The 21,875-nt window shown below is 68.4% G+C and carries 15 protein-coding genes; 9 read left to right on the top strand and 6 right to left on the bottom strand.

The features are described from left to right. Window positions 1-166: 166 nt before the first annotated feature. Window positions 167-4,537, top strand: a complete 4,371-nt coding sequence (locus ABD255_RS14480; RefSeq protein WP_344213928.1) for a S8 family serine peptidase — start codon at window positions 167-169, stop codon at window positions 4,535-4,537. Between the two features lie 77 nt (window positions 4,538-4,614). Here ABD255_RS14480 and ABD255_RS14475 read toward each other — a convergent pair whose 3' ends face one another. Then, on the bottom strand, window positions 4,615-4,746 hold the full coding sequence (locus ABD255_RS14475; RefSeq protein ID WP_344213926.1) for a hypothetical protein: 132 nt from the start codon (window positions 4,744-4,746) through the stop codon (window positions 4,615-4,617). A gap of 141 nt (window positions 4,747-4,887) precedes the next feature. Between ABD255_RS14475 and ABD255_RS14470 the strand changes: the two genes are divergently transcribed. Further along, a complete protein-coding gene (locus tag ABD255_RS14470; RefSeq protein ID WP_344213924.1) occupies window positions 4,888-5,679 on the top strand; it encodes a phosphotransferase family protein in 792 nt (263 codons plus the stop codon). 105 nt (window positions 5,680-5,784) lie between these two features. Here ABD255_RS14470 and ABD255_RS14465 read toward each other — a convergent pair whose 3' ends face one another. The 3 genes from ABD255_RS14465 to ABD255_RS14455 form a co-directional block, all read right to left on the bottom strand. Continuing rightward, complete coding sequence (locus ABD255_RS14465; RefSeq protein WP_344213922.1) at window positions 5,785-6,411, bottom strand: winged helix-turn-helix domain-containing protein; 627 nt, start codon at window positions 6,409-6,411, stop codon at window positions 5,785-5,787. A 279-nt stretch (window positions 6,412-6,690) separates the two neighbouring features. Beyond that, window positions 6,691-7,959 carry a glycoside hydrolase family 18 protein gene (locus ABD255_RS14460; protein ID WP_344213920.1) on the bottom strand — a complete coding sequence of 423 codons (1,269 nt, stop codon included), beginning with the start codon at window positions 7,957-7,959 and terminating at the stop codon, window positions 6,691-6,693. Window positions 7,960-8,056: 97 nt separating this feature from the next. After that, window positions 8,057-8,719: a TetR/AcrR family transcriptional regulator gene (locus ABD255_RS14455; RefSeq protein ID WP_344213918.1), complete on the bottom strand. Its 663-nt coding sequence runs from the start codon at window positions 8,717-8,719 to the stop codon at window positions 8,057-8,059. A 62-nt stretch (window positions 8,720-8,781) separates the two neighbouring features. Here ABD255_RS14455 and ABD255_RS14450 point away from each other — a divergent pair, with 62 nt between their 5' ends. From ABD255_RS14450 to ABD255_RS14420, 7 genes are all read left to right on the top strand, one after another. After that, entirely contained in the window at window positions 8,782-10,938 is a 2,157-nt protein-coding gene (locus tag ABD255_RS14450; protein ID WP_344213916.1) for an MMPL family transporter, read from the top strand. 111 nt (window positions 10,939-11,049) lie between these two features. Then, window positions 11,050-12,201, top strand: coding sequence for a channel-forming protein ArfA/OmpATb (arfA, locus tag ABD255_RS14445; RefSeq protein WP_344213914.1), 1,152 nt, complete (start codon window positions 11,050-11,052; stop codon window positions 12,199-12,201). A 138-nt stretch (window positions 12,202-12,339) separates the two neighbouring features. Then, window positions 12,340-13,056, top strand: a complete 717-nt coding sequence (locus tag ABD255_RS14440) for a sunset domain-containing protein (protein ID WP_344213912.1) — start codon at window positions 12,340-12,342, stop codon at window positions 13,054-13,056. A 312-nt stretch (window positions 13,057-13,368) separates the two neighbouring features. After that, entirely contained in the window at window positions 13,369-15,096 is a 1,728-nt protein-coding gene (gene treS, locus ABD255_RS14435; RefSeq protein WP_425554415.1) for a maltose alpha-D-glucosyltransferase, read from the top strand. Continuing rightward, complete coding sequence (locus ABD255_RS14430; RefSeq protein WP_344213910.1) at window positions 15,093-16,502, top strand: maltokinase N-terminal cap-like domain-containing protein; 1,410 nt, start codon at window positions 15,093-15,095, stop codon at window positions 16,500-16,502. Before treS ends, ABD255_RS14430 begins: the two co-directional genes overlap by 4 nt. A 305-nt stretch (window positions 16,503-16,807) precedes the next feature. Beyond that, window positions 16,808-19,000 (top strand): 1,4-alpha-glucan branching protein GlgB, encoded by a 2,193-nt coding sequence (glgB, locus tag ABD255_RS14425; RefSeq protein WP_344214718.1) that lies wholly within the window; start codon window positions 16,808-16,810, stop codon window positions 18,998-19,000. A 342-nt stretch (window positions 19,001-19,342) separates the two neighbouring features. Continuing rightward, window positions 19,343-20,395: an NUDIX hydrolase gene (locus tag ABD255_RS14420; protein ID WP_344213908.1), complete on the top strand. Its 1,053-nt coding sequence runs from the start codon at window positions 19,343-19,345 to the stop codon at window positions 20,393-20,395. On the opposite strand, the gene ABD255_RS14415 is transcribed toward ABD255_RS14420, so the two are convergent. Then, window positions 20,364-21,260: an aminoglycoside phosphotransferase family protein gene (locus ABD255_RS14415; RefSeq protein WP_344213906.1), complete on the bottom strand. Its 897-nt coding sequence runs from the start codon at window positions 21,258-21,260 to the stop codon at window positions 20,364-20,366. The two genes, ABD255_RS14420 and ABD255_RS14415, sit on opposite strands and share 32 nt — an antisense overlap. Window positions 21,261-21,312: 52 nt before the next feature. Further along, the coding region (locus tag ABD255_RS14410; RefSeq protein ID WP_344213904.1) for a class I SAM-dependent methyltransferase at window positions 21,313-21,875 on the bottom strand (563 nt) is incomplete at its 5' end.

The raw sequence follows: 21,875 nt of genomic DNA, 5'->3' as shown, positions 1-21,875 counted from the left end.
CGACCTGGGGGGCACGGAGCGTTCGCAGAACCGGTTCACCACGGCCTTGGCTGCGAAGCCCCTGCACCTCTGCACCAGATGACTCGGGGGAGTCAACTCGGGGTCGTACAAGTGAGGGGCTGCAGAGATGTCACATCAACGACGTAGGGGGCTCGCCAGATCACTGGTGAGCGCCCTGGCGGCGGTGGCCGTCGTCACCACCGGGCTGGCCGCCACCGGCCAGGCCCAGGCTGCACCAACCAAACCGGACGGCGCAGCGGCGCCGGCCGCCAAGATCAAGCCGGACGTGCTGTCGAAGCTGGAGGGCAAGGACGCCAAGGAGGCGACGGACTTCTGGGTCCGCTTCTCCGCCAAGGCCGACCTGGCCAAGGCCGGCACCATCACCGACTGGAACCAGCGCGGTACCGCGGTCGCCGCGGCGCTGCGCAAGACCGCTGCCGAGAGCCAGGCGCAGGTCCGCGCCGAACTGGACGCGCAGAAGGTCAAGTACGAAGCCTTCTGGGGCACCAATGCGATCCGCGTCTCCAGCGGCTCGCTGGCCACCGCGCAGAGTCTGGCGGCGCACACCGAGGTCGAGGGCATCTACGCGCCCGTCGTGATGGAGGTGCCCAAGGTCACCGCGGGCCAGACCGAGCGCCAGATCAACGCGCTCGAGTGGGGCATCGCGAACATCAACGCCGACGACGTCTGGAGCCAGTACGGCGACAAGGGCGCCGGCATCGTCATCGCGAACATCGACACCGGGGTGCAGTACGACCACCCGGCGCTGGTGAACCAGTACCGCGGCAACCTCGGCGGCGGCACCTTCGACCACAACTACAACTGGTACAACGCGGCCGGCACCTGTGCCGCGGCGCCTTGTGACAGCAACGGCCACGGCACCCACACGATGGGCACGATGGCCGGCGACGACGGCGGGGCCAACCAGATCGGCGTCGCGCCGGCGGTCAAGTGGATCGCCGCGAACGGCTGCTGCCCGAGCGACGCCGCGCTGATCAACTCCGGCCAGTGGATGCTCGAGCCGACCAACCTCGCCGGGCAGAACCCGGACGCGAGCAAGCGGCCGAACATCATCAACAACTCGTGGGGCAGCCAACTGCCGTCCAACGACCCGTTCATGGAGGACATCACCAACGCCTGGACCGCCTCCGGCATCTTCGGTGTCTGGTCCAACGGCAACAGTGGTTCGGCCTGCCAGACGAGCGGTTCGCCGGGCAGCCTGACCAGCAACTACTCGGCCGGCGCCTACGACATCAACAACAACATCGCCGGCTTCTCGGGCCGCGGCGTGGGCCAGAACGGCACCATCAAGCCGAACATCTCGGCCCCCGGTGTCAACGTCCGGTCCAGTGTTCCGGGCAGCGGCTACGCCAGCTTCAACGGCACCTCGATGTCCGCTCCGCACCTCGCGGGCACCATCGCGCTGCTGTGGGCCGCGGCTCCGGCGCTGAAGGGTGACATCACCGCCACCCGGGCGCTGCTCGACGACTCGGCGGTCGACAAGGCCGACGCGCAGTGTGGTGGCACCACCGACGACAACAACGTCTACGGTGAGGGCCGTCTCGACGCGCTCGCGCTGCTGAACTCGGCTCCGATCGGTGACACCGGCACCCTGACCGGCAAGGTCACCGCCACCGGTGGCGCCGCTCTCTCCGGTGCGACCGTCACCGTCACCCAGACCGGCACGCCGGACCGGGTGCTGACCACCAACACCGCGGGCACCTTCTCCGCGATCGTGCCCGCCGGTGACTACAACCTCAGCGTCGCCGCGTTCGGCTACCAGAGCCAGACCGGTACCGCGACCGTCGCGGTCAACGCGACCACGACGAAGAACTTCACCCTCGAGGCCGCTCCGACCGTGAACGTCGGCGGCACCATCACGGACGGCTCCGGCCACGGCTGGCCGCTGTACGCGAAGGTCAGCGTCGAGGGCCCGGGTGGCGTGTTCGACTACACCACCCCGATCAACGGCCGGTACACGCTCAAGGTGCCTTCCAGCGCGAGCTACACGCTGAAGGTCGAGTCGCAGATCCCCGGCTACCAGACGGTCAGCCAGCCGATCGCCGTCGGCGCGTCCAACCTGACCAAGAACGTGGCGGTGCCGGTCCGGACCGACGCGTGCACCACCGCACCGGGGTACAAGTACGGCTCCGACGGTGTCTACGAGACCTTCGACACCACGGCCGCCCCGAGTGGCTGGACCGTCGTCGACAACAAGGGCAACGGCCAGGTCTGGAAGTTCGAGGACGTCGGCAACCGCGGCAACCTGACCGGCTCGGCCGGCGGCTTCGCGATCGTCGACAGCGACCGGTACGGCTCCGGCCAGCAGCAGGACACCTCGCTGGTCAGCCCGGTGGTCGACCTGACCGCCGTCACCGCTCCGAAGATCAAGTTCAACCAGGACCTCAACTGGCTCGGCGGCGAGAAGGCCGACGTCGACCTGTCGATCGACGGCGGCGCCACCTGGACCACCGTGCTCAACCAGGCCGCGGACGTCCGCGGCGCCAAGGAGATCGCGATCCCGCAGGCGGCCGGCCAGTCGGCCGTGCAGGTCCGCTTCCACTACTACGACGCCTCGTACGAGTGGTGGTGGGAGGTCGACAACGTCCTGATCGGCAGCCAGGTCAACTGCGTGCCGGTCGGCGGCGGTCTGGTCGTCGGCAACGTGAAGGACGCCAACACCGGCGGTTACGTGAACGGCGCCGTCGTCACCCGTGACGACAAGCCGGCCGAGACCGTCACCACCGTCGCGACGCCCGAGGACACCGGGCTGGCCGACGGCTTCTACTGGCTGTACTCCTCGGACTCCGACGAGCACGGCTTCACCGCCAAGGCGGGCAACTACGTCTCGGCGAACCAGACCGTGAACGTCGAGGCCGACTGGACCACCCAGGCCGACTTCAGCCTCGCGGCCGGCCGGATCGCGGTCGCGCCGGGCTCGCTGGAGGCGAACCTGCGGCTGCCCGGTGGCAAGACCACCAAGTCGTTCACCGTCACCAACACCGGCGGCGCGCCGGTCGAACTGAAGTTCGGCGAGCGCGACGGCGGCTTCACCCTGCAGAACGCGGACGGCAGCACCACCACGAAGACGCAGGTCTTCAGCAGCACCGGTGCCCCGCTGCAGCGGCTCGAGGTACCGACCTCGTTCGCGAACAAGCAGTCGGGCAAGATGGCCGGCACTCCCGCGGTGGCCAAGCCGATGGCGGCCCCGTGGACGGACATCGCCGACTACCCGGCGACCGTGATGGACAACCGGGTGGTCAACCTCGACGGCAAGATCTACTCGATCGCGGGTGGCAACGGCAGCGCTTCCACTGCCAACAGCTACGTGTACGACCCGGCCACCCTGGCCTGGACCGCGATCGCCCCGCTGCCTGGCGCCCGTAACGCCGTCACCGTCGGCGCCGTGGGTGGCAAGATCATCGCCAGCTCCGGCTGGGGAGCCTCCGGTCCGGACGCCGGTACCTACGCCTACGACCCGGCCGCCAACGCCTGGTCGTCGGTAGCCGCCAACCCGGCGCCGCGTGCGGCCGCCGGCCAGGCTGTCCTCGACGGCAAGCTGTACGCCGTCGGCGGCTGCACCACCTCCGGTTGCACCCCGATGTCCAACTCCGTCGTCGCCTACGACGCGGCTTCGAACACCTGGGCGACCCTTGCCAACTACCCGAAGTCGGTGGCCTTCGCGTCCTGTGGCGCGATCGACGGCAAGATCTACTGCTCCGGCGGTAACGACGGCGCGGCGGCCCAGAAGGCCGGCTACGTCTACGACCCGGGAACCAACGCCTGGTCCCCGATCGCCGACTCCCCGGCCGACCACTGGGCGGCGTCCTTCGCCGTCGCCGGTGGCAAGCTGCTCGTCGTCGGCGGCGTCCAGGCCGGTGCCGTCACCAACGCCGGCTTCGCCTTCGACGCGGCCGCCGGTACCTGGGCCGCTCTGCCGAACGCCAACATGCCGCGGTACCGCGGTGCGGCGGCGTGTGGCTTCTACAAGGTCGGCGGTTCCTCCGGCGGCTTCACCGCGACCGTGGACAGCGAGGCCCTGCCGGGCCTCGAGGACTGCTCCGAGTCGTCGGCTGACGTCAGCTGGATGTCCCTCGACAAGTCCGAGGCCACCCTGGCCCCGGGCGAGAAGGTCACCGTCAAGGTCGGCCTGAACGCCGCGGTCGACCAGCCGGGCACCTACACCGGCATGGTCACCATCGGCGAGAACACCCCGTACGCCGTGGCTCCGGTCGACGTGAAGATGAACGTCACGCCGCCGACCACCTGGAGCAAGCTGATGGGCACGGTCACCGGAGTCCCGACCACCGGTACCGCCGCCCCGCTCGGCGGCGCCATCGTCCAGGTCGACTCCTGGGCGCAGTCGTACACCTTCATCACCGAAAGCGACGGCACCTACGCCCACTGGCTGGACCGCCGCAACAACCCCCTGACGCTGATCGCCGCCAAGGACGGCTACAAGCCTCAGACCCGCACCACCAGGCTGCTGGCCGGTGAGCCGGTGGTAGAGGACTTCGCACTGAAGTCCATCCGGTAGTCACAACTTCATAGGCAGTCGGCCGGCCCCGGACAGCTCGTCTGTCCGGGGCCGGCCCTCGTGCTGCGAGCCTCAGCTCAGGAGCAGTCGAGGATCAGGCTCGCTGTGTCCTCGTCGACCTCCAACTGCCGGGCGATCAGACGCACGGCCTCGCTCTGCTCGTCGGTGACGCTGCCCTGCCAAGCATCTGACACCACGGATTCAGCCATATCTTCTTAACGCGCCGCACCCCGTTCGGTCACTCCTCCGTCACCGATCCGCAACCAGCTGTCATCCTCACCCTGAAATCCGCCCTCGACCTGCTCATGAGCAATGGTTGACTCCTCAGCGGAACCGGAGAAGGAGGCGGTATGCCAACCGCGCAGGATCGGGCCGAACAAGCCCTTCGGAAACACCTGCCCCACCTCGCGGAAGAACCACTGATCCCGTCCGGCAATGGGCTGGACAACGTCACCTATCGAGCCGGCGACGTGCTCGTCCGCGTCGCCATCGATGGCGAAGTCGACGCCGAGGCCCGGCTTCTCCGAGTGGTCGCGGCCCATGCCCCCGAGGTCGCGGTCCCGGCCCCGCTCTTCGCCGATCCAGATCTCGAAGTACTGGCGTACCCATTCCTGTCCGGTACTCCGTTGCTGGGACGTTCTGCGCCCGCTGGGTCCGCGGTCCAACTGGGAACGTTCCTCCGCCAGTTGCACTCGATCGATCTCGGTGAGGTCGACGGGCTGGTGGAGCCCGACGATGCCGACCCAGCCGAGTGGCTCGTCGACCTCGAAGGCTCCCCCGCCCACCTGCGCCTGCTCGCCGAGACCGTGCCTCCGCCGTCCACCCGCCAGGTGCTGATCCACAACGATCTCGGCGCGGAGCACCTGCTGTCGGACGGGACGACCGTGACCGGCATCATCGACTGGTCGGACGCCGCTCTCGCTGATCCAGCCCTGGACTTCGCCCGGCTGTACCGCGACTTCGGCCCGTCCTTTGTGCACCAGGCACTGCAGGCATACGGCGGCCTCGACCACTCCCTCCCCCGGATCGAGTACCACGCCCGCTGCGCAGCCCTGGAGGACCTCGCCTTCGGTCTGACCACCGACCGCCCGGAGTACGCCGACAGCGCCCGCCGAAGCATCGCCTGGCTCTTCCCGCAGTGACCAGGTGGTCAGAGCCAGCCGCTGCTCTGACCGTGGATGACGAACTGGCTCGCTACCTCGTTGCTACCTCGTTGCCGGCGGGTGTCCTCTGGTAGTCCGCCGGGATCAGGTGGCCGGGAGCAGGTTGAAGCCGACTCCTCGGACGGCGTGGATGGTGACCGAGGCGCCGAGGCTGGCCAGTTTCTGGCGGAGACGCTTGACGACGGAGTGGATGTGGGAGCCGTGGCCGAGGTGTTCGTTGCCCCAGACAGCGTGGTGCAGGCGCTGGTAGGTCCAGACCTTGCCGGGTTCCTTCACCAGGCAGCGCAGGAAGTCGTGCTCCAGCCGGGTCAGCGGCATCTCCCGGCCGTTCCACTCGACCACCCGCCGGTCGACGTCCAACCGGAGACCGGCAGCCGGCGCCGGGACAGGTGCCGGCGCGGGGACCGGAGCCGGGGTAGGTGTATCTGGGATGGGGGCCGCCCACAGTTGGGCAGGCTTCTCGGGGACTGCCTCGATCTGGGCAGTGACCGCTCCCCTGGGCACGACCGTCGGCAGGACCGCGGGAGTCAGTAATACGGGGGTCGACTCCGCACCGCTGGTCAGCTTGAGGAAGGCCCGGGCCTGCTCCGCGCTCGACACCAGCAGCAGCGCGTCCGCACCGCCGAGCAGCCGGGCAAGGTGGACCCGCTCAGCGGTGGATGTGGCCACACCGATGATCAACGACGACGACGAGTCCGGCAGCCTCTCCATGGAGCCCCTCCGTTCAACGCTTGCCGGGGTTCAGCAGGGACAAGTACGGCCAACGGAGAAGGTTAAGTCAAGGGATTTCCTGCGCCTTCGGGTGGCACATTAGCGCCCTGTCCGACGTAGGACAGGTTCCGAGGGCGATGCTCTACGCAGCGCCACGGAAAGGGCCTTCCACGGTCGCACACAGTTGCGGACCACAACCGATCTCCCGCCGCGCGAAGGCGTCCGGGTCCCCCTGCCGGACGGGGCAGGAGGACCCGGACGCGGGAATCGGCCGCCGGATCAGCCGATGGTCTTGACCGCCGTGATCAGCGCGCCGGAACTGGTGTCGCCGGACAACTCCCAGAAGAAGGCGCCGCCCAGACCCTGCTGGTTCGCGTAGGACATCTTGCCCCGGATCGTGGCGGGCGTGTCATAACCCCACCACTGGCCGTTGCAGAACGCGTACGCCGTACCGCCGGCCGTGCCGGTGGACGGGCACCGGGTCGAGATGAGCTTGTAGTCCTCGATGCCGGCCTCGTACTTGCCCGGGGCGGCGCCGGTGGCCCGGCCGCCGGGAGTCGCCTGGGTGACGCCGGTCCAGCCGCGGCCGTAGAAGCCGATGCCGAGCAGGATCTTCGATGAGGGGATGCCCTTCGACTTGAGCTTCTGGATCGCCGCGTCGCTGTGGAAGCCGGTCTGCGGGATGCCGGAGTACGAGGTCAGCGGCGAGTGCGGAGCCGTCGGGCCCTGCGGGTTGAAGGCGCCGAAGTAGTCGTACGTCATCGGCATGATCCAGTCGAGCTTCTGCGCGGCCAGCGCGTAGTTGGTGGCGTCGATCTTGCCGCCGTTGGTGCCGTCGGCGGTGATCGCCGCGGTGACGAGGGCCGACGAGCCGAAGCGATTGCGCAGTGCCGTGATCACGTTGTTGAAGGCGTTCGGGCCGGAGGTGTCGCAGCTCAGGCCACAGGCGTTCGGGTACTCCCAGTCGATGTCGATGCCGTCGAACACGTCGGCCCAGCGCGGGTCCTCGACCAGCCGGTAGCAGGAGTCGGCGAACGCGGCCGGGTTCTTGGCCGCCTCGGTGAAGCCGCCGGACCAGGTCCAGCCGCCGAACGACCAGACCACCTTGATGTTCGGGAACTCCCGCTTGAGCTTGCGCAACTGGTTGAAGTTGCCGCGCAGCGCGCCGGTGTCCCAGGTGTCGGCGACGCCGTCGACGGACCCGGCCGCGTCGTAGGCCTTGTCGTAGGCGGCGTAGGAGTCGCCCAGCGCGCAGCGGCCGCCGGTGGTGTTGCCGAAGGCGTAGACGATGTTGGTCAGCTTTGCGGCCGACCCGCTCGTCTTGATGTTCTTGACGTGGTAGTTGCGGTCGTAGACACCCCACTCGGTGAAGTAGCCGACGACTCGCTTACCGGCGGCGGCAGCCTGGCCGGTGTCCTGCTGGGTGACGACCGACGGACCGGCCTCGGGCGGCGTGGCCGCGACGGCGGCCGATACAGCGGCCGGTACGAGGCCGGCGCCGAGCAAGGCCACGGCGGCCAGCAGGGTGGGAAGGGGGCGGATTCTCATCGTGTGTTCCTCCTGGGGGGCGGAGAAGGACTGTCCGCACCTTACCCAGCACACAGGGTTAATAAAAGAAGAAATCAAAATAAATATGTTCGCGCGATCACGCGCGGAAGTTCGCCCTGACTGCCCAGAAACTGCGCACAAAGGCATCCATCGTCTGGTCGACCACCGCCTGCCGCTCCTGCTGCGGCAGCCGGGCCAGCGGACCTTCGAGCATCAGCAGCGACAACCCGTGCACCAACGACCAGGCCGCGACCTCCGAGCCGATCCGGAACTCCTCCCCCACGAAGCCCAGCCGGATCAACTCGTCGACACCCTTGACCAGCATGGTGTGCGGCCCGTCGGGGCCACGGAAGTCCGGCGCGGGTTTGCTCACGTCCGCCACGAACGCGGTCCGGAAGAGCCCGGGCTGCGACAACGCGAAATCCACGTACCCCCGGCCGATCGCCTCGATCCGGGCCATCGCCGCTCTCGGCGCGTCCGGTTCCGCGGGCAGCGCGGCCAGCCGCTTGCGCATCGCATCGCCCATCTGCTCCAGCGAGTACGCCTTCGCCGCTCCGAGCAACGCCTCATGCCCGGCGAAGTGCCGGTATGCCGCCGTCGGAGTGACGCCGACCTGCCGGGCGGCCGCGCGGATCGTGACAGCGGCCGGCCCGCCCTGTTCGGCGAGTTCGGCGGCTGCGGAGATCAGGGCGTTCCGCAGATCTCCGTGGTGGTACGCATTCCGGCCGCTCATCTGGCAGATGTTGACGGCTGTGAACATCTCTGGCAAGTTAACACCCACCAAGTTTACACCCGTTAACTTACCGACGACGGAGTCCCGCCATGCTGCATCGCCTCGGAACCTTCGCCGCCCACCGCGCCCGGCCGATCCTGCTCACCACCGTGCTGCTGCTGATCGCGGCCGGCGTCGTCGGCTTCGGCGCCTTCGGCAAGCTCGCCGGCGGCGGGTTCGAGGATCCGGGCTCCGACTCCGCTCGCGCCGCGACCGCGCTGGCGGACAAGTTCGACGGGCAGGCCGACCTCGTCTTCGTGGCGGACGCCGGCCGGAACGTGGACGAGGCGGGCGTCGCCCTGGCCGGCGCCGACCTCACCCGCCGGATCGCCGCCGAGCCCGACCTCAGCGGCGTCACGTCGTACTGGACGACCAAGGCGCCGCCGCTGCGTTCGGAGGACGGCACGAAGGCGCTGGTGCTGGCCTCGATCGACGGCGACTTCGACTCCCGGACCGACGTCGCGGACCGGCTGATCGGGACGTACGGCGGTGAGTACGACGGGCTGACGGTGAATCTGGGCGGCGAGGTCGGGGTGAACCACGACGTCAACGCGCAGGTCGGCCGCGACCTCGCGATCGCCGAGGCGATCGCGGTCCCCATCATCCTGGCGTTGCTCGTGCTCGCGTTCGGCAGCCTGGTCGCGGCGCTGCTGCCGCTGGCGATCGGGACCATCGCGATCTTCGGCACCTTCGCCGAACTGTCCGTGCTCGGCTCGACGACCGACGTCTCCATCTACGCGATCAACCTGACCACCGCGCTCGGCCTCGGCCTGTCCATCGACTACGCCCTGCTGATGGTCAGCCGCTACCGCGAAGAACTCGGCAACGGTGCCGACGTCCGGGCCGCAGTGGTCCGGGCCGTCGAGACCGCAGGCCGCACGATCGTTTTCAGCGCGCTGACGGTCGCCGTCGCGCTGGCCGCGCTGCTGCTCTTCCCGCTGTTCTTCCTCCGCTCCTTCGCGTACGCCGGGATCGGCGTGATCGTGATCGCGATGGTCGGCGCGCTCGTGGTCCTGCCCGCGATGCTGGCCGTGCTCGGCCAGCGGGTGAACGCCGGGCGACTCCCCTGGGCCAAGGGCGCGCCGAAGACCGTCGCGCCGTTCTGGGGCCGGCTGGCCGGGCTGGCGATGCGACGCCCGGGTCTGGTCGCCCTGCCGGTCGTCGCCGGTTTGTTGCTGTTGGCAACTCCCCTGCTGCACGTCGAGTTCGGTACTCCGGACGACCGGGTGCTGCCCACCACGGCGACCAGCCGAGTGACCGGCGACGCCCTGCGGAACGACTTCGGCAGCGACGACACGAACGCGGTGAACCTGATCAGCACCGGCGCTGTCGACACCACCGCCATCGGTGCGTACGCGGGGAAGTTGTCGCAACTGCCGGACGTAGTACGGGTCGAGTCCGCGGCCGGTACCTATCTGGGCGGACGGCAGGAAGGGCCGGCCAATCCGCGCTTGGTGGCGGACGGAATCCAGCGACTGTCGGTCGTCACCGAGGCGGACTCGCGATCCACCGCGGCCCGGGACCTGGTCGACTCGGTCCGGGCGCTGCCGGGGCCGGGTGAGTTCCTGGTCGGCGGCACCACGGCGGAATTCATGGACAGCCAGCACGCGATCGGCTCGCGGCTTCCGCTCGCAGGCGGGCTGATCGCGCTGACGACGTTCCTCCTACTCTTCCTGTTCACCGGGAGCGTGCTGCAGCCGCTGCGGGCATTGCTGCTGAACGTGATCGGCCTGTCCGCGACGCTCGGCGCGATGGTGCTGATCTTCCAGGACGGGCACCTGTCCGGCCGGCTGGGCTTCACCCCGCTGCCACTGGACACGAGCATGCTGGTGCTGCTCTTCTGCATCGCCTTCGGCCTCTCGATGGACTACGAGGTGTTCGTGCTCAGCCGGATCAAGGAGCAGCACGACGAAGGCGCGAGCCTGACCGACTCGGTGACGACCGGTCTGGCCCGCAGCGGGCGGATCGTGTCGATGGCCGCGGTGATCCTGTCCGTCAGCTTCTTCGCCTTCGGCACCGGCTCGGTCAGCTTCATCCAGTTGTTCGGCATCGGCACCGGGCTCGCGATCCTGATCGACGCGACGCTGATCCGCGGCATCCTCGTCCCCGCCGCCCTGCGCCTGCTCGGCCGGTTCGCCTGGTGGTCGCCGCCGCCGCTGCGTGCTCTCCACCACCGGATCGGGCTGACCGAATCGAGCCCGACCTGAGGCTCGCCGGGGCGATTCCCGTGATCAGTTGGTGGGCTGGTATGCGCGCGGGCCGCAGAACGGAGTAATGTCCTCGCGCACGGTCACTTCGACCGCCCTGACGGAGGAACAGTGCCCGGATCCTCGGACGAATCCCGGTCCGAACACCTTGCGGCCGCTGCGACGAGTGCGCGACTCGTCCGGTGGCGGCCCGGTCTTGTCTGGCTGCTCGCGGCTGTACTGGTTCCCGTCCTGCTGACCGCCGTACTGCTCGGGGCGAACGCCGGGGCCACCGAAACCGATCTCCGGGCCCGTTCGATCGCAGCGCTCGAGGCGCGCGGCATCAGCGGAGTACAGGTCGAGTTCGAGGGCCGGGACGCGACGGTCTCCGGGCCGGCCGGTGGTGATCTGGAGCAGGCCCGCTCTGTGGTCGCGGGGGTCAAGGGCGTCCGTACGGTGACTGCCGATTCGTCCGGTACGTCGGTCGGGGTGTCCTCTCCGACGCCGGCGCCGAGCGCGACGCCGTCGGCCGGCGAGGTGGCGCCCTTCACGCTGGCGCGGACGGACGACAAGTTCACCGTCCAGGCGGTCGTGCGGGACCAGCAGGCCAAGGACAAGGTCACAGGCGAGGTGCAGGCGCTGCTGGACGAAGGCGCCGACTTCGACAACCAACTCACCGTCGACCAAGCGACCGGGCTCGCGAACCCGTCCGCACTCACAGCGCTGCTGCAGGCATTGTCGACCGCGACCGGTGAAGCCTCGGTCAAGTACGACGGCGACAAGGTGACGCTGAGTGGCAAGGTCGCCGACCAGGCCACCAAGGCGACCGCGGCGAGAGCGGCCGCGGCCGCCGTCCCGGGCGCGGTCGTCGCGAACGAACTGCGCGTGCCGACGGCCGTGAAGCCGCAGATCAGCCAGGAGTGCCAGACTTTCGAGGCTCGGCTCGCGCGGCTGATGACGCAGCACAAGATCGTCTTCCTGTCCGGCACCGCGATCGTCAACGAGGCCTCGCGGGGTTCGGTGGTCCGTGCCGCGGAGGTGGTGGAGAGTTGCGACACCGTCGTCGTCGAGGTCGGCGGCCACACCGACAACCTCGGCGATCCGGCCACCAGCCTGCCGCTGTCGCAGCAGCGCGCCGACGCCGTCAAGGCGTCCCTCGTCAAGCTCGGCATCCCCGCCGGGCGGATCACCAGCCGCGGCTACGGGGAGACCCGTCCGGTGGCGCCCAACACCACCGCCGCCGGCCGGATCGCGAACCGCAGGGTCGAGATCCGGGTTCCGTAGCCTTCCTTAGGGGTCATTTTTCATGAGTTGGCTGATCGCGCAGGTCTGGATCCTGCTGCTGGTCGCGTTCGTGCTCGGCAGCGCGGCCGCGTGGATCGTCCGCCGGGCCCTGCCCGTTCGTTCGAAGGGTGTGCGCTGATGGGTTGGCTGCTGCGGCACAACTGGCTGTGGGCGCTGGTCGCGTTCCTGCTCGGTGCTGTGATCACGTGGTTCCTGCTCGCCCGCCGCGAGCAACCGCACGCTGCCGAAGAACAACAGGCAGAAGAACCTGCCGAGGAGAAGACCCTCGTCGGCGCCGGCGTAGCAGCAGCGGCCGGTACTGCGCACGCCCCGCCGCCCCCCGAGCCCACCGACCGCGCTCCCACTCCCGACCGCGCTCCCGCTCGCGCTCCCGACCGCGCTCCCACTCCTGCTCCCGCTGCCGCTCCCCGGCGAGACGAACCGGTCGAACCCTTCGACCAGGAACAGCCTGAGCCCGCGCCCGAGCCTGAGCCCGCGCCCGAAGTACCGGCGGTGGCGCAGCCCTTGTTCTCGCGGCGGATGGATGCCGATCGGGACACGAGTGAACCGACGCTGTTCGACGATCCCGAGCCGCCCACCCCCGAGGTATCGGACGATCGCGTGCCCGCCGGGCGGTACGGCGAAGGATCCGCCGACGCGGTGCCGCACCAAGGCCCGCCGGACGGCTTCACCATCAAGGGCAACGCGCTGTCGAAGCTGTTCCACACTCCGGATTCCCCGTACTACGGCCGGACCAAACCCGAGGTCTGGTTTCGCACCGAGGCCGACGCCGAACGCGCCGGCTTCAGCAAGTACGTCCGCAAGCCGCGGAAGTCGCCGAGCCCCGGTAAGTAACGACCGGCGGGGTCGGACGCAACGCGAACCGGGTAACGAATGTCCGGCGATTTAGGGTGATCCGGCCCCCATTTGCTTGTACTGGCAAAGGGCCGTCACACTGAGCGGAACGCCGGCCCGGACCGCCCATCCCACCCCGTCGTGACACATCACCGGACGCTTCGACGGCCTGGCCGTTCCCTTTTGAGAACCCGCACACCGGGTAAGGGAAAACGTGCACGCCCAAAAGAGAGTCCACCCGCGCGTCGCCGGATCGACCCGGTGGCGGCAGCCCGTAGTACCGCTAGGTTTGGACCGAGGGGATGACACCCGATGGAGGTGAGCGTGACCGACATGCTGCCGGAGCAGCACCACGGACTGACGAAGAGTGACCCGCTGTGGTTCAAGCGGGCTGTCTTCTACGAAGTCCTCGTGCGGTCCTTCAAGGACTCGAACGCCGACGGCATCGGCGACCTGCAAGGCTTGACCGAGAAACTCGACTATCTCGAGTGGCTCGGCGTGGACTGTCTCTGGTTACCGCCGTTCTACCCCTCACCCCTGCGTGACGGCGGCTACGACATCTCCGACTACACCAACGTGATGCCCGAGGTCGGCACGATCGCCGACTTCGCCGCGTTCATGGAGGCCGCCCACGCCCGCGGCATGCGCGTCATCGTCGACTTCGTGATGAACCACACCTCGGACCAGCACCCCTGGTTCCAGGAGTCCCGCAACAACCCCGACGGACCGTACGGCGACTTCTACGTCTGGTCCGACAACGACGACCAGTACCAGGACGCCCGGATCATCTTCGTCGACTCCGAGACGTCGAACTGGACCTGGGACCCGGTCCGCCAGCAGTACTTCTGGCACCGGTTCTACTCCAACCAGCCCGACCTGAACTTCGAGAACCCCGCGGTCGGCGACGCGATGATCGAGGCGCTGAAGTTCTGGCTCGACCTCGGCGTCGACGGCTTCCGGCTGGACGCGGTGCCGTACCTGTTCGAGGAGGAGGGCACCAACTGCGAGAACCTGCCCAGGACGCACGAGTTCCTGAAGCGGGTCCGCAAGGAGGTGGACGCGAACTACACCGACCGCGTCCTGCTCTGCGAGGCGAACCAGTGGCCGGCCGACGTGGTCGAGTACTTCGGCGACCGCGACTCCGGCGGCGACGAGTGCCAGATGGCCTTCCACTTCCCGGTGATGCCGCGGATCTTCATGGGCGTGCGGCGCGAGTCGCGGTTCCCGATCTCGGAGATCCTGGCCCAGACCCCGCTGATCCCCGACACCTGCCAGTGGGGCATCTTCCTGCGCAACCACGACGAGCTCACCCTCGAGATGGTGACGGACGAAGAGCGCGACTACATGTGGGGCGAGTACGCCCAGGATCCGCGGATGAAGGCCAACATCGGCATCCGCCGCCGGCTCGCGCCGTTGCTCGACAACGACGTGAACCGGATGGAACTGTTCACCGCGATGCTGCTGTCGCTGCCCGGCTCGCCGATCCTGTACTACGGCGACGAGATCGGCATGGGCGACAACATCTGGCTCGGCGACCGCGACGGGGTCCGTACTCCGATGCAGTGGTCCCCGGACCGCAACGCCTCGTTCTCCACGGCCACCCCGGGCAAGCTCGGCCTGCCGGTGATCATGGACCCGGTCTACGGCTTCCAGGCGGTGAACGTCGAGGCGGAGATGGAGAACGCGTCGTCGCTGCTGCACTGGACCCGGCGGATGATCCAGACCCGCAAGCAGCACCCATGTTTCGGGATGGGTACTTTCACTGACCTAGGCGGTTCCAACCCGAGCGTGCTGTCCTACATTCGCGAGTTCGGTGACGACGTGGTGCTGTGCGTGAACAACCTGTCGCGCTTCCCGCAGCCGATCGAGCTGGATCTGCGGCAGTGGCAGGGCGTGGAGCCGATCGAGCTGCTCGGCGGGGTGCACTTCCCGACCATCGGCGAGCTGCCCTATCTGCTCACGCTCGGTGCGCACGGTTTCTACTGGTTCCGTCTGCCGGTCAACACCTCGGCTAGCGATCGTGAGGAGAGCTCTTCGTGACTTCCCATCTGGACCAGGTCCAGTCCTTCTGCGCCAACCAGCGATGGTTCGGCGAGAAGGGACACGACGTCGACGTCGAAGCCATGGCCACCTCGGCCTGGCTGTCGGACGAGGGCGTCTGGCCCGCGGTCCGGATCGGGTTCGTCTACTGCTCTGGGCCGCCCGGCGCCGAGAACGCGATCCGGGTCTACCAGTTGCCGCTCAGTTACCACACCGCGCCGGTCGACAACCTCGGCCACGCGTTGATCGGTGACTGGGCGGAGCAGGACCTCGGCGACACCGAGGTCTGGGTGTACGACGCGCTGCACGACAAGGAGGCGACGCCGTACTGGCTGGACGCGCTCACGCACGGTCGCCGGATCGACGGACTCGAGTTCCATCCGGTGCACGCGCCGGAGCACGCCACCGTCGTACCGGAGGACGCGCGGTCGCTCGTCCTCACGGTCGAGCAGAGCAACACGTCGCTGGTGTTCGGCGACACCGCGCTGCTGAAGGTGTTCCGCCGGCTCGAGCCCGGGAGCAATCCCGGGGTCGAGATCGAGTCGGCGCTCACCGAGGCGGGCTCGGAACTGGTTCCGGAGGTGCTCGGCTCGGCCCGCGGTTCGTGGCCGCGGGCGGGCGGCGGCACCGATTCCGGCGATCTGGCGATGATGACGGCGTTCGAGAAGAACTCGACCGACGGCTGGTCGTACGCCTGCACCTCGGTCCGGGACCTGTACGCCGAGGCCGACCTGCACGCCGAGGAGGTCGGCGGGGACTTCGCGGGTGAGTCCCACCGGCTCGGCGCGGCCACAGCGGAGGTGCACGCCGAGTTGGCGAAGGCGCTCGGCACGGATGTCTGGGAGCCGGCGCAGATGGTCGAGCACGCCGCCGCGATGCAGCGCCGCCTCGACAAGGCGGTGGCGGCGATCCCGGAGCTGGCGCAGTACGCCGACGGCCTGGCCCGCGCGTTCGAGGCGCTCGCGGCGTACGACGTACCGGTCACGGTGCAGCGGATCCACGGCGACTTCCACCTGGGTCAGGTGCTCCGCACGATCGAGGGCTGGAAGCTGATCGACTTCGAGGGCGAGCCGGCCAAGTCGCTGGTCGAGCGGCGGGCGCTGGACACCCCGATCAAGGACATCGCCGGGATGCTGCGCTCGTTCGACTACGCGGCCCGGTCGCTGCTGGCCGATCACCAGGGCGACCAGCAGATCGCCTACCGCGCGGCCGAGTGGGCCAACCGGAACAGGCGTGCGTTCTGCGACGGTTATGCCGAGGTTGCGGGTACGGATCCGCGCGACCAGAACGTGCTGCTGAGCGCGTTCCTGGCCGACAAGGTCATCTACGAGACGCTTTACGAGGCGCGAAACCGCCCGACCTGGCTGCCCATTCCGCTGGCCGCGGCCGCTCAGCTCGCCCAGTAGCACCCGGCTGACCGCCTGTTGCTCCCTGGTCACCGTGTACGTATCAGCCGCACGGGTACGGGGTGCACTGGATAAGGCTTCGATCGGGCAGGATGGGGTGTATGGATTCGAGCAAGCGCGACCAGGTGGACAAGCCGACCTCGGAGACTGCGAGTGAGGCGCCGGCTGAGAACCTGCCGCCGTCTGTCGACGAACCGGCAGTGCAGGCCTTCGAGCCCGCGCAGGCTTCCACCTTCGAGCCTGCGGACTCCTCCGCTTCCGCCTCTGGCCCTGCCGGCTCTGAGCCGCGGCCGGATCCGGCGGCTGTGCCCGGAACCCTGCGGGACAAGGCGGTTCCGGTGGAGCGCGGCGTGCTCGAGCGGCTCGTCCACGGGACGTATCACGATCCGCACCAGGTGCTCGGGCCGCATCTCGGCGATGGTGCGGTGACGTTGCGCGTCCTGCGGCCGTTCGCCAGCACCGTGGCCGCCGTGTACGACAACGCGCGGGTTGAACTGGAGCACGAGTACGACGGCGTCTGGGTCGGCGTGCTCGACCTCGACAAGGTGCCCGACTACCGGCTCGAGGTGACCTACACCGACGGCCCGGCGCTCGAGGTCGATGACCCGTACCGGTATCTGCCGTCCCTCGGCGAGATGGACCTGCACCTGATCGGCGAAGGCCGGCATGAGCAGTTGTGGACGGTGCTCGGTGCCCACGTCCGCCGCTACGACGGCCCGACCGGCACCGTCACCGGTACTTCGTTCGCCGTGTGGGCGCCCAACGCGCAGGGCATCCGGCTGACCGCCGACTTCAACTTCTGGGACGGCCGCGCGCACCCGATGCGCACGATGGGCTCGTCCGGGGTCTGGGAACTGTTCGTGCCGGGCGTCGGGCCGGGTACGCGGTACAAGTTCGACATCTGCGGGCGGGACGGCGTCTGGCGGCAGAAGGCCGATCCGATGGCGAGCTTGGCCGAGGTTCCCCCGGCGAACGCGTCCGTCGTGCATGATTCGCAGTACGAGTGGAAGGACGCGGCCTGGCTCGACCACCGCGCCGCGTCGCAGGCCTATGCCGAGCCGATGAGCGTCTACGAGGTGCACCTCGGCTCGTGGCGCAAGAACAAGTCGTACCGCGAACTGGCCGACGAGTTGGTTGCCTACGTCACCGAGATGGGTTTCACCCACGTCGAGTTGATGCCGGTGATGGAGCACCCGTTCGGCGGCTCCTGGGGCTACCAGGTCACCTCGTACTTCGCGCCGACGTCGCGCTTCGGTGACCCGGACGACTTCCGGTTCCTGGTCGACTCGTTGCACCAGGCAAACATTGGCGTGATCGTCGACTGGGTGCCGGCGCACTTCCCGAAGGACGCCTGGGCGCTGGCCCGGTTCGACGGGACCCCGCTGTACGAGCACCCGGACCCGCGCCGCGGCGAGCAGCCGGACTGGGGCACGCTGGTGTTCGACTTCGGCCGTCCGCAGGTGCGCAACTTCCTGGTCGCGAACGCGGTCTACTGGGCCGAGGAGTACCACATCGACGGCCTGCGGGTCGACGCTGTCGCCTCGATGCTCTACCTGGACTACTCCCGCGAGGAGGGCCAGTGGGTGCCGAACCAGTACGGCGGCCGCGAGAACCTCGAAGCGGTGTCGTTCCTGCAGGAGATGAACGCGACCCTCTACAAGCGGGTGCCGGGTGTCATCACCGTCGCCGAGGAGTCGACGTCGTGGCCCGGTGTCACCCGGGCGACGCATCTGGGCGGACTCGGCTTCGGTTTCAAGTGGAACATGGGCTGGATGAACGACTCGCTCAGCTACCTGGAGCACGAGCCGATCCACCGGCAGTATCACCACCACGAACTGACGTTCTCGATGATGTACGCGTACTCCGAGAACTTCGTGCTGCCGCTGTCCCACGACGAGGTCGTGCACGGGAAGGGCTCGCTGCTGCGCAAGATGCCGGGCGATCGGTGGCAGCAACTGGCGAACCTGCGCGCGTACCTCGCGATGATGTGGGCGCACCCGGGCAAGCAGTTGCTGTTCATGGGCTGCGAGTTCGGCCAGGAGTCGGAGTGGTCCGAGAAGGGCGAGCTCGACTGGTGGCTGCTGGACCACAGCGACCACCGGGGCCTGCAGCAGTTGGTGAAGGACTTGAACACCGGCTACAAGGACACCAAGGCGCTTTGGGGCACTGATCACGCGCCGGAGAAGTTCACCTGGATCGACGCGAACGACGCGAGCAACAACGTCTTCTCGTTCGTCCGGTACGGCGAGGAGGGCCAGCCGACGCTCGCCTGCGTCGCCAACTTCTCCGCGATTCCGCACCATGGTTATCGCCTCGGCCTGCCGCACGCCGGGCACTGGCAGGAGTTGGTCAACACCGACGCCGAGACGTACGGCGGGTCGGGGGTCGGCAACTTCGGCGGTTTCGAGGCTGACGGTCCCGGTTGGCACGGGATGGACGCCAGCGCCGAGATCTCGGTGCCGCCGCTGGGGACGATCTGGTTCCGTCACGACGGTTGAGCCTTGAGTTTCAGGCCCTGGAACGTGGGCCGGCGTGTGGGATCGCATCCGCCCCGATGGATCCCACACGCCAGTACAGCCTTAGATGCACAAAAGCCGAAAAAAGTTATCGACGGCCCTGAGAGGGCGGGTGTTGGCAGCCGATGGGGTGGGGTGTGAGCGGCCCGACTGCGCGCGTGAGCAGCCGACGGGCTGGAGCGTGAGCGGCCCACGGGGCGCGCGTGAGCAGCCGACGGGCTGGAGCGTCAGCGGGCCCACGGGGCGCGTGTGAGCAGCCGACGGGCTGGGGCGTGAGCGGCCCGACGGGTTGAGTGTGGGGGGCGACCGGGTAGCGTTCCCGGGGTGACCGGCGTGCCTCCTCAACCGACCCTGACCGATGGTGAGCTGACGCTGCGTCCCTGGCGCGACGAGGACATCGACCTCGCCCACGGGCTGAGCGACGACGAAATGGCCCGCTGGTTCGACTTCGCCGGCACTCCGGGCCGCGCCGATCTGGCCGGAGCTGTCAAACGGTGGCGGGAGGCGTATGCCGATGACCGATCGGTGGTGAACTTCGTCATCGAACTGGCCGGCGTCCCGGGCCCCGTCGGCAACGTGGAGATCCGCCGTACTTCGCCAGGCGTCGGAAGCGTCTCGTGGACGACGTACAAGCCGTACCGCGGGCAGCGGGTGGCGCGGCGCGCAGTACGGCTCCTGGTGGTCTACGCCTTCGGCGAGCTGGGCATGGAACGGCTCCAGGCCGAGGTGGATCCGGAGAACCGCGCGTCGGCCCGGGTGGCGATCCGCTCAGGCTTCAGGCGGGAGGGTCTGCTGCGCGGCGGCGCCGTACTGCAGGGTGAGCGCCGGGACGTCGCGGTGTACGGGCTCCGGCGGGACGATCCGCGGGCTGACACGTTGTCCGGCTGGACCGCACTGATGGACTCGGTGCTGCCGAAGAAGCGGGTGATCGCACATGTGGTGGTCCGCGACACCGGTGGACGGGTCCTGCTCTGCAAGGTGAGCTACAAGAAGGACCTGGAGCTCCCGGGCGGGGTGGTCGAGCCTGACGAGGACCCGGCGACCGGGGCGTTGCGGGAAATGCAGGAGGAACTCGGCTTCGAACTGCCGCTGGTCGGCGTACTGGCGATCGACTGGCTTCCCCGTTGGGAGGGCTGGGGCGACGCCATCGAGATCCTGTACGACGGCGGCGTCCACGACCCGGACCTGCTCGAATCGCTGCAGCCGGACGGCTTCGAGATCCTCGGCGTGGACTGGTACGCCGCGGACGAACTCTCGGGTCTGGTGTCGGCGTTGAACGTCCGCCGCCTTCCGCTGGTGCTCGGAGCGCCGGGCATCCTGCACAACCTTCGCGATGGCAACCCGATCACAGCGCCGCGCGAAGGTCTTCCCGATTGAGGTTGTTGACGCACCAGGTGTAATGACCGTCGGAGCCGTCTTCGGAGTAGATGGTCGCTGTGGTGATGGCGTAGGCGGCGCGGTAGAGGTACATGCGCCCACGGTCGTGGCCTAGTTCCTCGAACCGGCCTAGGAGTTGATCGTCGATCGCGCGGGCGTCCGGGCCGTACATGTCGTAGAACCCGGCGGCTGTTGACGCGTCGAAGGTGTTGTCGCCTGCTGTCGTGTAGAAACCCCAGTCGAGGAGGGCGAGCCTCCCGTCGTCGTCCACCAGGAGGTTCGGCGTACAGATGTCGCCGTGGACGATCTGGAGATTTCTCAACTCCAGGAGGGCCAGCTTGGCCAGCACGTGGTCGACCAACTCCTCGAAGCCCTCGACATCTGCTTGCAGGTAGTGCTGGGATTTGTCAGCTCTCCGGCTGACGAGTCCGGCCAGCGCGTCACCCCACGACACCCGGTAGCGCCAGAACGGCGCCGACTCCTCGACCACTGGGAGTGTCCTGCTCGCGGAGCCCGCGTGGGTTGTGGCGAGGGCAGCCACCACGTCGACGAACATGTCCAACCCTTGCTGCTGACTGACCCTTCCACTCTCGAGCGCCTGGCTCAGCGGCGTACCGACGAGCTTGGCCTCGATACTCACCGCACGCTCGCCGACTTCGTCCACGGCGGAGATCTCCGGAGTACGGAACGGCAGGTCTTGCGCCTTGAGCTCGTCGAGAAACTCCTGCAGCGGGAGAACCTCGTCGGGTGTCCGGTTGAACCACACCTTGCCGACCTGCCCACCACCGAGGTCGTAGACGGCCCCCTCCATCCCTTGACCGATCAACTCAACCGGACCGGCCGCCTGCTTTTCGAAGTACTCCATCGCCGCGTCCACGCGTCAGCTCCCCATTCCTCGTTCTCTCACCGCCAAGCTTTCACGCCGACGGCTTGCGGGCCATGAGATAACCCTGCGCGGTCTTCTCCGTGTCATCACGCTCACGCACCGCCGTCATCGACACCTCAAACCCCGCCTCCCGCAGCAACTCCGCGACCTCATCCGGCTGCTGCCGATACCAGTCGAGGGACAGAGGCGTCCCGAAGAACTCAGTCCGACGCCCCCGCTCGTCACCGACCTGGAACACCAACATCACCTGCCCGCCCGGCGCGAGCACCCGATAAAACTCGGCAAACACCTGCCCCCGCTGCTCCCACGGAATATGAATGATCGAGTAGTACGCAAGCAGCCCACCAAGCGAGGCATCCGCCAACTCCAACCCCAGCATCGACCCCACCTCAAACCGCAACTCCGGATGCGTCCGCCGAGCCAACTCCACCATCCCCGGCGACAAGTCGATCCCAAACGCATCCACCCCCAACCCCGCCAACAACGCCGTAACCCGCCCCGCCCCACACCCAACATCAGCAACAACCCACCGCGAGCAAGCGACCGCCATCGGACCGGCGTCGCCGCGGAACCCATGCAGCCACACGACGACTC

This window comes from Kribbella sancticallisti (assembly GCF_039530625.1).
Lineage (GTDB): Bacteria > Actinomycetota > Actinomycetes > Propionibacteriales > Kribbellaceae > Kribbella > Kribbella sancticallisti.
Note: the sequence above shows the minus strand (reverse complement) of the source record. Positions and strands in the feature narration are given on the sequence as shown.

Excerpts from the sequence above, each read along its gene's own strand:
- ABD255_RS14475 (WP_344213926.1), bottom strand. The coding sequence starts at position 4,746 with ATGGCTGAATCCGTGGTGTCAGATGCTTGGCAGGGCAGCGTCACCGAC.
- ABD255_RS14470 (WP_344213924.1), top strand. The coding sequence starts at position 4,888 with ATGCCAACCGCGCAGGATCGGGCCGAACAAGCCCTTCGGAAACACCTG.
- ABD255_RS14465 (WP_344213922.1), bottom strand. The coding sequence starts at position 6,411 with ATGGAGAGGCTGCCGGACTCGTCGTCGTCGTTGATCATCGGTGTGGCC.
- ABD255_RS14460 (WP_344213920.1), bottom strand. The coding sequence starts at position 7,959 with ATGAGAATCCGCCCCCTTCCCACCCTGCTGGCCGCCGTGGCCTTGCTC.
- ABD255_RS14455 (WP_344213918.1), bottom strand. The coding sequence starts at position 8,719 with ATGTTCACAGCCGTCAACATCTGCCAGATGAGCGGCCGGAATGCGTAC.
- ABD255_RS14450 (WP_344213916.1), top strand. The coding sequence starts at position 8,782 with ATGCTGCATCGCCTCGGAACCTTCGCCGCCCACCGCGCCCGGCCGATC.
- ABD255_RS14440 (WP_344213912.1), top strand. The coding sequence starts at position 12,340 with ATGGGTTGGCTGCTGCGGCACAACTGGCTGTGGGCGCTGGTCGCGTTC.
- treS (WP_425554415.1), top strand. The coding sequence starts at position 13,369 with ATGGAGGTGAGCGTGACCGACATGCTGCCGGAGCAGCACCACGGACTG.
- ABD255_RS14415 (WP_344213906.1), bottom strand. The coding sequence starts at position 21,260 with ATGGAGTACTTCGAAAAGCAGGCGGCCGGTCCGGTTGAGTTGATCGGT.